The 14,097-nt window shown below is 74.1% G+C and carries 14 protein-coding genes; 10 read left to right on the top strand and 4 right to left on the bottom strand.

Annotated elements, in window-relative coordinates:
* Positions 1–67 precede the first annotated feature (67 nt).
* Positions 68–358, top strand: coding sequence for a co-chaperone GroES (gene groES, locus ZF1_RS23160; protein WP_020623960.1), 291 nt, complete (start codon positions 68–70; stop codon positions 356–358).
* A 119-nt stretch (positions 359–477) separates the two neighbouring features.
* On the top strand, positions 478–2,100 hold the full coding sequence (groL, locus tag ZF1_RS23155; RefSeq protein ID WP_178376004.1) for a chaperonin GroEL: 1,623 nt from the start codon (positions 478–480) through the stop codon (positions 2,098–2,100).
* 116 nt (positions 2,101–2,216) lie between these two features.
* Here groL and ZF1_RS23150 read toward each other — a convergent pair whose 3' ends face one another.
* Positions 2,217–2,552 (bottom strand): WhiB family transcriptional regulator, encoded by a 336-nt coding sequence (locus ZF1_RS23150; RefSeq protein WP_062403765.1) that lies wholly within the window; start codon positions 2,550–2,552, stop codon positions 2,217–2,219.
* 84 nt (positions 2,553–2,636) lie between these two features.
* On the opposite strand from ZF1_RS23150, the gene ZF1_RS23145 reads away from it, so the two are divergent.
* From ZF1_RS23145 to ZF1_RS23130, 4 genes are all read left to right on the top strand, one after another.
* Complete coding sequence (locus ZF1_RS23145) at positions 2,637–3,692, top strand: hypothetical protein (protein ID WP_482638330.1); 1,056 nt, start codon at positions 2,637–2,639, stop codon at positions 3,690–3,692.
* Between the two features lie 202 nt (positions 3,693–3,894).
* A complete protein-coding gene (locus tag ZF1_RS23140) occupies positions 3,895–4,491 on the top strand; it encodes a response regulator transcription factor (protein ID WP_010225624.1) in 597 nt (198 codons plus the stop codon).
* Between the two features lie 795 nt (positions 4,492–5,286).
* Positions 5,287–5,862, top strand: coding sequence for a sigma-70 family RNA polymerase sigma factor (locus ZF1_RS23135; RefSeq protein ID WP_073576432.1), 576 nt, complete (start codon positions 5,287–5,289; stop codon positions 5,860–5,862).
* A 160-nt stretch (positions 5,863–6,022) separates the two neighbouring features.
* The gene (locus tag ZF1_RS23130) at positions 6,023–7,060 is read left to right on the top strand and encodes an anti-sigma-D factor RsdA (RefSeq protein ID WP_337825549.1); all 1,038 of its coding nucleotides are present in this window, start codon (positions 6,023–6,025) and stop codon (positions 7,058–7,060) included.
* Between the two features lie 79 nt (positions 7,061–7,139).
* Here the strand turns inward: ZF1_RS23130 and ZF1_RS23125 are convergent, their stop codons facing one another.
* Entirely contained in the window at positions 7,140–7,547 is a 408-nt protein-coding gene (locus ZF1_RS23125; protein ID WP_073576855.1) for a DUF5319 domain-containing protein, read from the bottom strand.
* 150 nt (positions 7,548–7,697) lie between these two features.
* Here ZF1_RS23125 and guaB point away from each other — a divergent pair, with 150 nt between their 5' ends.
* Complete coding sequence (guaB, locus tag ZF1_RS23120) at positions 7,698–9,209, top strand: IMP dehydrogenase (protein ID WP_073576430.1); 1,512 nt, start codon at positions 7,698–7,700, stop codon at positions 9,207–9,209.
* Positions 9,210–9,259: 50 nt separating this feature from the next.
* Complete coding sequence (locus ZF1_RS23115) at positions 9,260–10,384, top strand: GuaB3 family IMP dehydrogenase-related protein (RefSeq protein WP_073576429.1); 1,125 nt, start codon at positions 9,260–9,262, stop codon at positions 10,382–10,384.
* Between the two features lies 1 nt (position 10,385).
* On the opposite strand, the gene ZF1_RS23110 is transcribed toward ZF1_RS23115, so the two are convergent.
* On the bottom strand, positions 10,386–10,880 hold the full coding sequence (locus ZF1_RS23110) for an FBP domain-containing protein (protein WP_073576428.1): 495 nt from the start codon (positions 10,878–10,880) through the stop codon (positions 10,386–10,388).
* 97 nt (positions 10,881–10,977) lie between these two features.
* Between ZF1_RS23110 and ZF1_RS23105 the strand changes: the two genes are divergently transcribed.
* Entirely contained in the window at positions 10,978–11,412 is a 435-nt protein-coding gene (locus tag ZF1_RS23105) for a substrate-binding domain-containing protein (protein WP_157818339.1), read from the top strand.
* A gap of 3 nt (positions 11,413–11,415) precedes the next feature.
* On the opposite strand, the gene ZF1_RS23100 is transcribed toward ZF1_RS23105, so the two are convergent.
* Positions 11,416–12,357 carry a hypothetical protein gene (locus tag ZF1_RS23100; RefSeq protein WP_337825550.1) on the bottom strand — a complete coding sequence of 314 codons (942 nt, stop codon included), beginning with the start codon at positions 12,355–12,357 and terminating at the stop codon, positions 11,416–11,418.
* Positions 12,358–12,512: 155 nt separating this feature from the next.
* On the opposite strand from ZF1_RS23100, the gene guaA reads away from it, so the two are divergent.
* Positions 12,513–14,063 carry a glutamine-hydrolyzing GMP synthase gene (guaA, locus tag ZF1_RS23095; protein ID WP_062397738.1) on the top strand — a complete coding sequence of 517 codons (1,551 nt, stop codon included), beginning with the start codon at positions 12,513–12,515 and terminating at the stop codon, positions 14,061–14,063.
* The last annotated feature ends 34 nt before the right edge of the window (positions 14,064–14,097 follow it).

The following is a 14,097-nucleotide window of genomic DNA, read 5'->3' as shown; positions in this document are numbered from 1 at the left end:
GCGCGCTGCTGACACCGCTAGAGAACCCGTGACACCGGATTCACCCCAGGAAGGGGAGGTCATCGTCGTGGCGAACATCAAGCCGCTCGAGGACAAGCTCGTCGTCCAGGCCAGCGAGGCGGAGACCACCACCGCCTCCGGCATCGTCATCCCGGACACCGCCAAGGAGAAGCCCCAGGAGGGCAAGGTCCTGGCCGTCGGCCCGGGCCGGGTGGACGACAACGGCAACCGCGTCCCGCTCGACGTGGCCGTCGGCGACGTCGTCATCTACTCGAAGTACGGCGGCACCGAGGTCAAGTACAACGGCGAGGAGTACCTGATCCTCTCCGCGCGCGACGTGCTGGCCGTCGTCAACTGACGCGAGGCACCGCCTGACGTACCGCCCCGGGTGGTCCACCCTCACGGGTGGCCCGCACCGGGGCGGTCGCGTCTCTCCCCCGAGAACCCGAGTATCCCGAGAGGCAGCGAGAACAAGACATGGCGAAGCAGATCAGCTTCGACGAGGAGACCCGTCGCGCGCTCGAGCGCGGCGTGAACCAGCTCGCCGACGCGGTGAAGGTGACGCTCGGCCCGCGCGGCCGGCACGTCGTCATCGACAAGAAGTTCGGCGGCCCGACCGTCACCAACGACGGCGTCACCATCGCCCGTGAGGTCGACCTCGAGGACCCGTACGAGAACCTCGGCGCGCAGCTGGCGAAGACCGTCGCGACCAAGACCAACGACGTCGCGGGTGACGGCACCACCACCGCCACCGTGCTGGCCCAGGCGCTGGTCAAGGAGGGTCTGCGCAACGTGGCCGCCGGTGCGGCGCCGTTCGCGCTGGGCCAGGGCATCGCCGCGGCCTCGGCCAAGGTCTCCGAGGTGCTGCTGGCGAAGGCCACCCCGGTCGACGCCAAGAGCCACATCGCGCAGGTCGGCGCCATCGCCTCGCGCGAGCAGGAGATCGGCGACCTGATCGCCCAGGCGATCAACACCGTCGGCAAGGACGGCGTGATCACCGTCGAGGAGGGCTCCACCCTCTCGACCGAGCTGGAGATCACCGAGGGTCTGCAGTTCGACAAGGGCTACCTGTCGCCGTACTTCGTCACCGACTCCGAGTCCATGGAGGCGGCGCTCGACGACCCGTACATCCTGCTGCACCGCGACAAGATCGGGTCCATCCAGGACCTGCTGCCGCTGCTGGAGAAGGTGCTCGGCGAGGGCAAGCCGCTCCTGATCATCGCCGAGGACGTCGAGGGCGAGGCGCTGTCCACCCTGGTCGTCAACTCGATCCGCAAGACCGTCAAGGTCGCCGCGGTCAAGTCGCCGTTCTTCGGTGACCGCCGCAAGGCGTTCATGGACGATCTCGCGGTCGCCACCGGCGGTCAGGTCATCAACCCCGAAGTCGGCCTGAAGCTGAACGAGGCCGGGCTCGAGCTGCTGGGCCGCGCGCGTCGCGTCGTCGTCACCAAGGACGCCACCACGATCGTCGAGGGCGCCGGCTCCAAGGCCGACGTCGAGGGTCGTGTCGCGCAGCTCAAGCGCGAGATCGAGGAGTCCGACTCCGACTGGGACAAGGAGAAGCTCCAGGAGCGCCTGGCCAAGCTCTCCGGCGGCGTCGCGGTCATCAAGGCCGGTGCCGCCACCGAGACCGCGCTCAAGGAGCGCAAGCACCGCATCGAGGACGCCGTCGCGGCGACCCGTGCGGCGGTCGAGGAGGGCATCGTCCCCGGCGGCGGTTCCGCGCTGGTGCACGCCGCGGCCGAGCTCGAGGGCGGGCTGGGCCTGACCGGTGACGCCGCGACCGGTGTCGCGATCGTCCGCAGGGCACTGTCGGCGCCGCTGTTCTGGATCGCCGAGAACGGTGGCGACGAGGGCGCGATCGTCGTGTCCCGCGTCGCCGAGGGCGGCTGGGGGACCGGGTACAACTCGGCCACCCGCTCCTACGGCGACCTGCTGGCCGACGGCGTCATCGACCCGGTCAAGGTGACCCGGTCGGCGGTGGAGAACGCCGCGTCCATCGCGCGCATGGTGCTGACCACCGAGAGCGCCGTGGTGGACAAGCCGGAGAAGGCCGACCCGGCCCCGGCCGGTGGCCACGGGCACGGTCACGGTCACTGATCCGGTCCGAGCACGACGACGGCGGGCGACCCTCGGGTCGCCCGCCGTTGTGCGTTGCGGGGCAGGAAGTGTGTGCCGTCCGGCGGGAGATGGGAGCCCCCGCCGGTCGGGGCTCTCTAGGCGGTGTGAATCTCCACCGGCTGGACGGTCGCCTCGGCGGCGACCTTGAGCGTGCGGCGCGGACCGCGGATGATCGCGTCCCGCTCGGACTCGGACAGGCCGCCCCAGATGCCGTAGGGCTCGTGCACCTTCAGTGCGTGCTCGCGGCACTGCTGCACCACGGGGCACTCCGAACAGACCTGCTTCGCTCGGGTCTCACGACGGGCCCGGGCGGGACCTCGCTCACCCTCGGGATGGAAGAAGAACGCGCTGTCCATCCCCCGGCAGGCTCCCTCCATCTGCCAGTCGTAGATGTCGGCGACCGGGCCGGGAAGCCTCCGGATGTCCGCCATGTTCGTCACCTGCCTTCGCTATCGAACCTGACGACGCTCAGATTCCCTGGCCATGGCGGCCGCAAACCTGATTCGAGGTGAACGATGGTGCACGTCCGACAGGGTGGTGCACGGCGGGCGCCGTCGGCGGAGGTCCGGGCCCTGCTCGCCGGGGCGGCGACGGACCGGGTGGTGGCCGCGGCGGCGCGCCCGGACGGGCCGGCGGAGCTGCGGTGGGCGGCCGCCGTCGCCCGGGGCGGCTCCGGGCACTACGCGGCCGCGGCCGCGCTCCTCGACGGGGTGCGCCGCGACCCGTCGACCGGGGTCGTGCCGCGGGCGCACGCGACCGTCACCCGGGCCTCGCACCTGCGCCAGCTCGGCGGGCACCGCGCCGCGGCCGCACTCGACGGCGCCGCGCTCCGGCTGGTGTTGCCGGGCGCGGTGACCCCGGGCGACCCCGGGCCGTGGGGCCTCGGCCGCGCCGCGGCCGTCGCCGACGCGCTGACCGGGCTCGCCGCCGACGCGCTCGGCCGCCTCGACGCCGCGACCGCCGCCGTGCTGCTGCGCCGGGCCGGGCCGTGGTGCGGCCCGCACGGCCACCGCACCCGGGTCCGCCACGGCTGGGTGACCGCGGAGACCGCACTGGTCGCGGGCGACCCGGCCGCGGCGCTCGCCGCCGCCGACGAGGCGCTGGCCGGGGCGCGGGCGCTCGGGTCCGCGCGGCACGTGCTCAAGAGCCGCCTGGTCCGGGCGGTCGCCGCCGGGGTGGCGGGGCACGACCCGGCGGACGTCGTCGCCGAGCTGGACGCGGTGGCCGCGGACGCGCTCGTACACGGACTGCTACCGCTGCACCGCCCTGCGCTGCTCGCCCGGTCCGACCTCACCGGGCCGGCACCGGGGCCGGACGGGGCACCGGACCCGGCCGGAGGTGGTCCGGATGTCGTACCCGCTCGGCCGCACCGCGGGCGCCGCGGGGCCGATCGGGCGATACCGGAGGCCGGTTCCGGACCGGTCGCCGGAGCGCGACACGCCGGAGCGTCACCATTCGATACGCGCAGTCGCCGAGCGGGTGCGGAGGGTCGCCGACATGCGGTGTTGCACACGGTGAGCGTCCTCTATACGCGAAGTGACCGTAGCGGGCGAGAACTGCTGCGGGAGTAGTGCCCGGAGCCGGGCCCGGACGATGTACCGTACGGATTACTCCATTCGGCGACGCTTCACCCACATGACGCTGATGCACGTGGGTCAGAGCGCCGAACGGAGGGCACAAAATCGCCCCGACCGTGTCAAGGTGAGAGTGTCACCCGCCGATTCGGAGGGTGATGAATCACCCGGCTGCAGGAAGCTGCAGGAAGGAATCGTCGTGACGACGGTACTCATCTGCGACGATCGTCGCAGCGTCCGCGAGGGACTGACTCGCGTCATGTCCGCGGTCCCGGGGGTCCAGCGCATCGACTGCGTCGCCCACGGGGACGAGCTCCTCGCCCGCTACGCCCGCCAGTCCGTCGACGTCGTCCTGGTCGGGACGCAGCGTGCTGTGCCCACCGGGGTGGAGGCCACCCGGCGACTGGTGGCCGCCCACCCGCAGGCCAACGTCATCGTCTTCGGAGCCCCGGACGACGCCGGCAGCATCGCCGCCGCCATCGCCGGTGGGGCACGCGGTTACCTGCGCTGGGACGCCTCGCGTCCCGAGCTGGTCGCCGCGCTGGCACACACCCTGGCCAGCACCTCGGTGCCGACCCCGCGCGTCCCCACCGACCCGGGGGTCCAGCTCACCGAGCGTGAGCTCCAGGTGCTGCGCGGGATGAGCCAGGGCAAGAGCAACGGCCAGATCGGCCGCGAGCTCTACCTCTCCGAGGACACCGTGAAGACCCACGCCCGCCGGCTGTTCCGCAAGCTCGGCGTCCGTGACCGCGCACAGGCCGTGGCCCACGGCTTCCGGCGCGGCCTGGTGTCCTGACCGGGCCCCCACCCGGAACGGCACGAGAACGCACCACCGAGCGACCGACCCCGAACCGGCCGCTCCACCCACTCGCCCGCGGGTGGGCATCGTGAGCCGGACCGACCCCCGCGGTCCGGCTCCACGCCCGGACATCCCCGTGTCCGGCCCACGCACCCGGGCCGCTGCAGACCCCCGCGGCCCGCACCCGGGGCACCACGCCCGGGACCCCCGCCCCGACCGGCTCCGGCCGGCCCGGCGCCCGGTGACGGGACGCCGGTCGTGCTCCCCGCGACCGGACCCCGCCGGAGCGCGGCCGCCTCGGCGGGACCGATGACGGATCCGCCGGACGCCGTAACCGTCCGCGTCCGATCGGCCCTCGTCCGACGAGCGGTCGGGGGGACGCCGGGAATCGACCTCCGTCGTCCCTCTCGTCCCTGGTGTCACATGCGCCGCCGCAGCCCCGCGACCCCACGGCGACCCGTCCGGACTCCGCGCCGAACCGGGCGCGACCCGCGCCGGGCGGTCCACGGCCGGTGATCGGGCGCGGACGATCTTCACTGTGTCCGGTGACCGCAAATCTGCGGTGGGTGACGAACCGCTCGCCGACCGTGGTCGCCCCGTGGCCGTGTTCCGGCGTGGCCCCGCGCAACCCGGAACAGTGCACGATCGTCTGATCTGACATGGAGCGACTCCCGTCGGCGAGCCCCGCTCGGATACGGTGGATCCGAGCCGATCCCACCTGCGTGAACGCGGGTTGCCTCCACGATCGGATGACACTGCTGGAAGCTCGTAACGCCTGGGCGGTTCCCCACGATGAGTGAATCAAGAGACGTTCCCGACGAGTGGATCGAAGCGGCCATGGCCGGCGATCGGTCCGCGGTCGAGCGCGTTCTCGCCATGATTCGGCCCCTCGTCGTGCGCTACTGCCGCGCCCGTCTGGGGACCGACCGAGGGTCCGTCTCGGCGGACGATGTCGCCCAGGAGGTCTGCGTGGCCGTGCTCACGGCGTTGCCGGGGTATCGGGTGCAGGGTCGCCCGTTCCTCGCCTTCGTCTACGGCATCGCGTCCCACAAGGTCATCGACGCGCACCGGGCTGCGTCCCGGAACCGCTCGGAACCGATGGCCGACGTGCCGGACCGCATGGAGTCGTCCGACGGTCCGGAGTCCCGGGCCCTGCAGGTGGAACTGTCGAAGGAGATGTCCAAGCTCCTGGAGATCCTTCCGGACAAGCATCGGGAGATCATCGTGTTGCGCGTGGTCGTGGGTCTGTCCGCGGAGGAGACCGCGGCAGCCGTCGGCTCCACCCCGGGCGCCGTCCGCGTCGCCCAGCACCGGGCGCTGGCCCGGCTGAGGAAGATGATGAGTGAGGAGGTGGTCCGGGATGCGTGACCAGGGTCCGCACGGTCCGGGCTTCCCCCCGCCGCCCGGTGAGGGCTGGGAGCGCCCGCCCGCACCGGTGACGCGTGGCCGCTTCGGCGAGCCCCGCCCTCCCCGTACCAACGGCCACACCAACGGCCACTCGCATCCGCTCGGGCACCGGGGTCACCCGGTGCCTTTCGACGGGCGCACCGTCCCGCAGCCGGCCGTGCAGCGGCACGCCGCCCGCGCCGACGAGTGGGACGACCTCGACGGCGTCGAGGACGACGGCCCGATCGACCTCGTCGAGCTCCAGGCCGACGACGAGCTGATCAACGCCCTGTCCTCCGGGCTCGGCGTGTCCGGCCCCGGCCGGCGCGGCTACGACGTCGACGACCACCTGACCGCGATGCTCTCGTCCTGGAAGGACGAGGTCGAGCGCGACCCGATCCCGCAGCTCCTCGACACCGACGAGGCCGTGCAGATCCTGCAGCCGGCGAAGCCGTCGCGGAAGGTCTCCTTCCTGCGTCCGCTCGTCGCCGCCGCGGCGGTCGCGGCATGTGCGCTGGCCGTCGTCTCGATCAGTGCGCACGAGGCCCAGCCGGGCGACGCCCTGTGGGGTGTCTCCCGGGTGCTCTACAGCGAGCGCGCCGAACAGGTGCAGGCCGCGACCACGCTGCGCGAGGGCATCGAGCGGGTCAACGCCAAACTCGCCGCCGGGGACACCGTCGGTGCGCAGCAGGAACTCGCCGCGCTCGGCCCGCTGGTGGACCGCACCGCGCCCGACCTGCGCAACGACTTCGAGCAGCAGAACCGCTTCCTGAGCCAGAAGGTCGCCGAGACCCCGCCGGGCACGCCGACCGACCCACGGTCGCCGCTGCGCGACGGGACCCCGGCCCCGCCGCCCCCGGTCTCCGAGGGCGACGAGGACACCCCGGCGCCGGACCCGCGTCCGACGCAGGGAGCGACCACCCCGGGCGGCCCGACCTCCCCGGAGGGCACCACCGACCCGTCCGTGCTGAACGGGCCGGGTGAGACGTCGCCCACGACGTCGCCGTCGCCGTCGGAGACCTCGCCGACGACGGAGGGCCAGGCGGACCCGACGACGCCGACGACGGCGCCCACGACCCGGCCCACCGCGGCCGGGGAGGGACAGGCCGACCCCTCGGACGACACCACGCCCCCGCCGTCGTCGACGACGACCGGTGCGGTGAGCAGCACACCGAACTGACGCGGTCCGGCACGCAGCACGGCGACGGGCCCCGGAGGATCTCCTCCGGGGCCCGTCGTATGTCTCCGGGGTGCCGCGCTCAGTCGGCGAGGGTCGCGTCGGCGTACCCGCGGCAGTACTCCCACGTGACGTAGTACGCCGGGTCCGGGTCGTAGGCCGGCTCGTGCGGCCGCATCCGGCCCTCGTCGAGCAACTGCTGCAGGCTCGCGCGCAGCAGGTTCCACTCGTGGAAGTGCTGTTCGCCGCAGTCCGCGCAGTCGACGACGATCCCGCGGACGCCACGGCCCGCCAGCAGCGCCTGGTACACGGCGAGGTCCGCCAGGTCGGCCAGGATCTCGCCGCGGTCGGTCTCGTTCAACGGGGGGACATCGGAGTCACCGGAACCCGGCCACGGGCCGTCACCACGGTCGTCGTAGGCCTGCATCGAGAGCGCAGGGTCATCCGGGTCTCCGGCGAACGGGTCCGGTGGCAGCGCCTCTGGTGACACGGCGTACACGGTACCGGTGCAGGGGGGTCGGGCCCCGGCCCACCCCGGGGTGGTGGACGTACGATGGCGGCCTGCGGCGGGAGCCCGCCGTCAGCGTCGACCGCACCGCCTCGACAACACTGCTTCGACCGCAAGAGGAGCCCCGGAGAGATGACGAGCGAGATGGGCGGCCTGCCGGACAAGTTCGCGATGCTCGGACTGACCTTCGACGACGTGCTGCTGCTGCCCGCCGAGTCGGACGTGATCCCCAGCTCGGCCGACACGTCGAGCCAGGTGACCCGCCGGGTGCGGGTCCAGGTGCCGCTGGTCTCGTCCCCGATGGACACCGTCACCGAGTCCCGGATGGCCATCGCGATGGCCCGCGCCGGCGGTCTCGGCGTGCTGCACCGCAACCTCTCCCCGGACGCCCAGGCGGCCCAGGCCGAGGTCGTGAAGCGGTCCGAGGCCGGCATGGTGACCGACCCGGTGACCTGCAGCCCCGACGCGACGCTGGCCGACGTCGACGCCCTGTGCGCCAAGTTCCGGATCTCCGGTGTGCCGGTGACCGACGAGACCGGCCGGCTGGTGGGGATCATCACCAACCGCGACATGCGCTACGAGGTCGACACCGACCGGCCCGTGTCGGAGGTCATGACCCGCGCGCCCCTGGTGACGGCCAAGGTCGGCGTCACCGCGGAGGCCGCGCTGGGCCTGCTGCGCCGGCACAAGCTGGAGAAGCTGCCCATCGTCGACGGCGACGACATGCTGCGCGGCCTCATCACGATCAAGGACTTCAACAAGACCGAGCAGTACCCGCTGGCGACCAAGGACCCGGACGGGCGGCTCGTCGTCGCCGCCGCGGTCGGGGTCGGCGACGACGCCTACGCCCGCTCGATGCAGCTCGTCGAGGCCGGTGTGGACGTCCTGATGGTCGACACCGCGCACGGCCACTCCCGCCGGGTGCTGGAGACCGTCGCGAAGCTGCGCGCCGAGGTCGGCGACCACGTCGACGTCGTCGGCGGCAACGTCGCCACCTACGAGGGCGCCAGGGCGCTCGTCGAGGCGGGCGCGGACGCGGTGAAGGTCGGCGTCGGGCCGGGCTCGATCTGCACCACCCGCGTCGTCGCCGGGGTCGGCGCCCCGCAGATCACCGCGATCTACGAGGCCACCCGGGCGTGCGCCCCGGCCGGCGTCCCGGTCATCGGCGACGGCGGCATCCAGTACTCCGGCGACGTCGCCAAGGCCATCGCGGCCGGCGCGTCGACGGTCATGCTGGGCTCGCTGCTGGCCGGCACCGCGGAGTCGCCCGGCGAGGTCGTGCTCGTCGGCGGCAAGCAGTTCAAGACCTACCGCGGGATGGGCTCGCTCGGCGCCATGCAGGGCCGTGCCGGTGCCGCGGGCCGGTCCTACTCCAAGGACCGCTACGCCCAGGACGACGTGCTCAGCGAGGACAAGCTCGTCCCCGAGGGCATCGAGGGCCGGATCCCGTTCCGCGGGCCGCTGTCCTCGGTCGTGCACCAGCTCGGCGGCGGGCTGCGCTCGGGCATGGGCTACGTCGGCGCGCAGACCATCCCGGACCTGCAGCAGGCGCGCCTGGTGCGGATCACCGCGGCCGGTCTCAAGGAGAGCCACCCGCACGACATCACGATGACCGTCGAGGCCCCGAACTACGCCGCCCGGTAGTGACGGGGGCCCCAGCACCATCCTGAGCAGCGCCGCTTAGGGTGGTGCCCGTGCGTGACCTCGTGGAGATCGGGATGGGCCGGGAGGCCCGTCGTGCCTACGACCTCGACCAGATCGAGATCGTCCCGTCGCGGCGGACCCGCAGCTCGAAGGCCGTCTCGACGGCCTGGCAGCTCGACGCCTACCGCTTCGACATCCCGCTGCTGACCCACCCCACCGACGCGGTGGTGTCGCCGGACTCGGCGGTGCGGATCAGCGAGCTCGGCGGGCTGGGGGTGCTGAACGCCGAAGGCCTGTGGGCCCGGCACACCGACCCGAAGGGCGCGCTGGAGCGTGTCGTCGCGGCGGCGACCGGCGACGAGCCGGACTCCGCGGTGGCGCTGCTGCAGGAGCTGCACCAGGCCCCCATCCAGCAGGACCTGATCACCGAGGCGCTGCGCCCGCTGCGCGACGGCTCGCACACGGTGGCGGCGCGGGTCAGCCCGCAGCGCGCGCGTGAGCTCACCCCGGCGCTGCTCGCCGCGGGCGTCGAGATCCTCATCGTGCAGGGCACGATCATCTCCGCCGAGCACGTCTCGGACGGCGAGCCGCTCAACCTCAAGGACTTCATCGCCGAGCTGGACGTCCCGGTCGTCGCCGGCGGGGTGGGGGACTACCGCACCGCGCTGCACCTGATGCGCACCGGCGCCGCCGGCGTCATCGTCGGGTACGGGCAGTCCACCTCCACCACCACCGACGAGGTGCTGGGGGTCGGGGTCCCGATGGCGACCGCGATCGTCGACGCCGCGGCGGCCCGCCGCGACTACCTCGACGAGACCGGCGGCCGGTACGTGCACGTGATCGCCGACGGCGGCATCGGCACCTCCGGTGACATCGCCCGTGCCGTGGCCTGCGGCGCCGACGCGGTCATGCTCGGGGAGCAGCTGGCCGAGGCCGCGGAGGCCCCCGCGGGCGGGCTGTACTGGACCTCCTCGGCGGCGCACCCGTCGCTGCCGCGCTCGGAGGTCACCGGCCTCGCGCGGTCCGGGCGGACCCTGGAGCAGGTGCTGTTCGGGCCGACCGACAGCCCCTACGGCACGACGAACCTGTTCGGTGCGCTGCGGCGGGCGATGGCGAAGACCGGCTACTCCGACCTCAAGGAGTTCCAGCGGGTCGGGCTGAACCTGCGTACCTGAGTCACCCCTCGGCGGTCACGGCCGCCACGAACTCCGCGGCCCGCTCCCGCAGCCCGGCCCGTCGCTCGTCGACGGTCGTGCCGGGGGCCGGCTTGAGCGCGGCCGTCGCCGTCTCGACGCGGACGTGCTCGGCGCAGGCCAGGTCGGCGCAGATGTAGGTGCCGACGGTGTCGCCCTGGCGCCCCTTCGCGCCGCGGCGCGGGGCGGCGAACAGCGCGACCCCGCCGACGGTGTGGGTGGTCCGGCACAGCGCGCACATCGCCGCCGCGCGGGTGGCGCCGGTGGCGGCGCGCAGCACGACACCGGCCGGGCCGTCGTCGGTGGGGACCAGCAGCACCCCGCGGTCGGGGGCCTTCGGGTCACGCCAGCCGCGGACGTCGTCGAGCCGGTCGGGGTCCAGGTCGCGGACCCACGCGGGCAGGACCATCCGCGTCGCCTCCCCCTTGGAGCAGTTGGTGAGGGCGCGGCGGATCCGGGTCTCGGTCGGGCTGGTCACGGCGGGCCACGCTAGGCGCCTGTCGCCGCGCGGGTCGAGCGGGTTTCGCGCGGTAGGTTCGACGGCGACGCCGTCGTCAGCCAGGAGGAGCCCGCCGATGAGCCGCCCCACCGCCGGAGCCGCCATGGGCGGTGGACGAGCCTTCGTCGACGCGACCGGGACCCCGGTGCCGCTGCGCGGACCGGTCGTGCGGGTGGTGGCGACCGACCCCCGGGTGGGGGAGCTGCTGCTGGAGCTGGGCGCCCAGCTGGTCGGCTGCGCGGGGGCGCTCGACGGTGTCGACGCGGTCGGCGACGACCGCAGCCCGGACCCGCAGGCGGTGCGGGCGCTGCGCCCGGACGCGATCGTCACCGGGACCGCAGACGGCCGGTACGACCTGGCCGACCCGGCCCTGCTCGGACGGCTGCGCGACATCGCACCGACGGTCGCCGTCGACCTGGGGCGCCGCGCCGCGAGCGCCGCGGACCTGCGGGCGCTGCTCGGGTCGGTGCAGCCGCCGCCGCTGCGCTCGCGCGGGCGGCACGAGGACTGAGGCTCAGCCCGCCAGGACGGCGCGGACGCGGTCGGTGACGGCCGTCAGGTCGTCGCGCACCAGGTTCGCCTGCGCGGTGAAGACCGACAGCTGCGAGGGGTCCAGCGCGAGCGCCCCGGAGGTCCCCGCGGTGGCGGCGGCGGTGCCGTGGTCGAGCAGCGCGGTCCAGGACGTCTGCGCGACGGCGTCGGGCAAGGCGTCGTGGGCCCGTGCGGCGTCGATGGCGGCCTGCAGCCGCCCGCAGGCGACGGCGAGCGCCACCGCGTCCTGACGGCCCGCGGCGTCGGCGACGCGGGTGAAGCCGTCGCCGATCGCGGTGAGGTGGGTGAGCCCGCCGTTGTCGCGCCAGGCGGTCATCGCGACGACCGGGTCCCCGGCCCGCAGCCCGGTCCCGGCGGCGGACCCGACCAGCGACGCCGCGACGGCCTGCGGCAGCGGCGGGCCCTGCGGCACCGTCGCGCCGGAGGCGGTCACGGTCCGCGGGGTGGGCAGCGGCGAGGTCGCCGACGGGGTCATGATCAGGCCCGCGGCGGCGATCGCCGCGGTACCGGTGGCGGCGGCGCACAGGAACACCGGCAGGATCCGGGTCCGGAACGCGCGGGCCCGGGGGACGACCGCGGCCCCGGGAACCGGCTCCGCGGACTCCCGGACCGGCTCCGCGACCGCGGGCTCGTCGACGGGGGGCGCTGCGGGTGCCTGCGCCGGGGCGACCGGGGCCGGGCTCCCGCCGAGCAGCCCGGTGGTGCCGAGCGCCCCGAGGCCCAGCGCGTCCACCCCGAGCGCGCCGGTGCCGAGCGTGCCGGCGGCCGGGCGGGTCTCCTGCTCCGGCGCGGAGCGCTGGGCGGGGACGAGCGGCGCGGCGGTCGTGGTGGTGGCGCCGTCGACGGCCGGGTCGGCGGGGGTGTCGCCGGTGCCGGTGGTGTGGCCGGTCGGGGTGGTGGCCATCGGGGTGCCTCCAGGTCGTACGGTGCCGTCCTCCCCCCATCGGAGCAACCGGGCCTCGCCGTTACGCCGTACCGCCCGCGGCCGGCGGGGATCATCAGGATCGACGAGACGGTACGGACGACGGGTGACCTGGATCGCCCGTTTACCCTGGTCGTGTGCAGACCCCGACCGTCCTCGTCGTGGACTACGGCGCCCAGTACGCGCAGCTCATCGCCCGTCGCGTGCGCGAGGCGGACGTCTACTCCGAGATCGTGCCCGCGTCCCTGCCCGTCGCCGAGATCGTGGCCCGCGAGCCCGCCGCGGTGATCCTCTCCGGCGGCCCCGCGAGCGTGTACGCCGACGGCGCCCCCGCGGTCGACCCGGCGCTGTTCGAGGCCGGCATCCCGGTGTTCGGCATGTGTTACGGCTTCCAGGCGATGGCCCGGGCGCTGGGCGGCGAGGTCGCCCACGACGGCACCCGCGAGTACGGCCGCACCGAGGTCGCGCTGACCGGTACCCCCGGCACGCTGCACGAGGGCCTGCCCCGCACGCACCCGGTGTGGATGAGCCACGGCGACTCGGTGACCGCCGCCCCCGCGGGATTCACCGTCACCGCGTCGACCGACCGGGTCGCGGTCGCCGCGTTCGAGGACACCGACCGGCGTCTGGCCGGCGTGCAGTACCACCCCGAGGTCGGGCACTCGCCGCACGGCCAGGAGGTGCTGCGCCGGTTCCTGCACGACATCGCGGGCATCCGCCCGTCCTGGACGACGGCGTCGATCATCGACGAGACCGTCGAGGCGATCCGTGCCCAGGTCGGCGACGGCCGCGCGATCTGCGGGCTGTCCGGCGGGGTCGACTCCGCCGTCGCCGCCGCGCTCGTCCAGCGCGCCATCGGTGACCGGCTGACCTGCGTGTTCGTCGACCACGGGCTGATGCGGTCCGGGGAGCGCGAGCAGGTCGAGAAGGACTTCGTCGCCGCCACCGGCGCGACCCTGCACGTCGCCGAGGCCGCCGACCGGTTCCTCGACGCGCTCGCCGGGGTCACCGAGCCCGAGCAGAAGCGCAAGATCATCGGCCGGGAGTTCATCCGGGTCTTCGAGACGGCCACGGCGGAGGTGGTCGCCGACCACCACGTCGGGTTCCTGGTCCAGGGGACGCTCTACCCCGACGTCGTCGAGTCCGGCGGCGGCGACGGCACCGCGGTGATCAAGAGCCACCACAACGTCGGCGGTCTGCCCGACGACATCGAGTTCGACCTGGTCGAGCCGCTGCGTGCGCTGTTCAAGGACGAGGTCCGGATGGTCGGTGCCGAGCTGGGGCTGCCCGAGGTCATCGTCGCCCGCCAGCCGTTCCCCGGCCCCGGCCTGGGCATCCGGATCATCGGTGAGGTCACCCGGGACCGGCTGGAGACGCTGCGGGCCGCGGACGCGATCGCCCGCGAGGAGCTGACCGCGGCCGGGCTGGACCGGGAGATCTGGCAGTGCCCGGTGGTGCTGCTGGCCGACGTCCGCAGCGTCGGTGTGCAGGGCGACGGCCGCACCTACGGCCACCCGATCGTCCTGCGCCCGGTGTCCAGCGAGGACGCGATGACCGCGGACTGGACCCGGCTGCCCTACGACGTCGTCGAGCGGATCTCCACCCGGATCACCAACGAGGTGTCCGAGGTCAACCGGGTCGTCATCGACGTGACGAGCAAGCCCCCGGGCACCATCGAGTGGGAGTGACCGGGGCCTGACGTAACAGGGGCGGGGCCGATGT

This window comes from Pseudonocardia sp. ZF1 (genome assembly GCF_056835605.1).
Note: the sequence above shows the minus strand (reverse complement) of the source record. Positions and strands in the feature narration are given on the sequence as shown.

Excerpts from the sequence above, each read along its gene's own strand:
- groL (WP_178376004.1), top strand. The coding sequence starts at position 478 with ATGGCGAAGCAGATCAGCTTCGACGAGGAGACCCGTCGCGCGCTCGAG.
- ZF1_RS23150 (WP_062403765.1), bottom strand. The coding sequence starts at position 2,552 with ATGGCGGACATCCGGAGGCTTCCCGGCCCGGTCGCCGACATCTACGAC.
- ZF1_RS23145 (WP_482638330.1), top strand. The coding sequence starts at position 2,637 with ATGGTGCACGTCCGACAGGGTGGTGCACGGCGGGCGCCGTCGGCGGAG.
- ZF1_RS23135 (WP_073576432.1), top strand. The coding sequence starts at position 5,287 with ATGAGTGAATCAAGAGACGTTCCCGACGAGTGGATCGAAGCGGCCATG.
- guaB (WP_073576430.1), top strand. The coding sequence starts at position 7,698 with ATGACGAGCGAGATGGGCGGCCTGCCGGACAAGTTCGCGATGCTCGGA.
- ZF1_RS23105 (WP_157818339.1), top strand. The coding sequence starts at position 10,978 with ATGAGCCGCCCCACCGCCGGAGCCGCCATGGGCGGTGGACGAGCCTTC.
- ZF1_RS23100 (WP_337825550.1), bottom strand. The coding sequence starts at position 12,357 with ATGGCCACCACCCCGACCGGCCACACCACCGGCACCGGCGACACCCCC.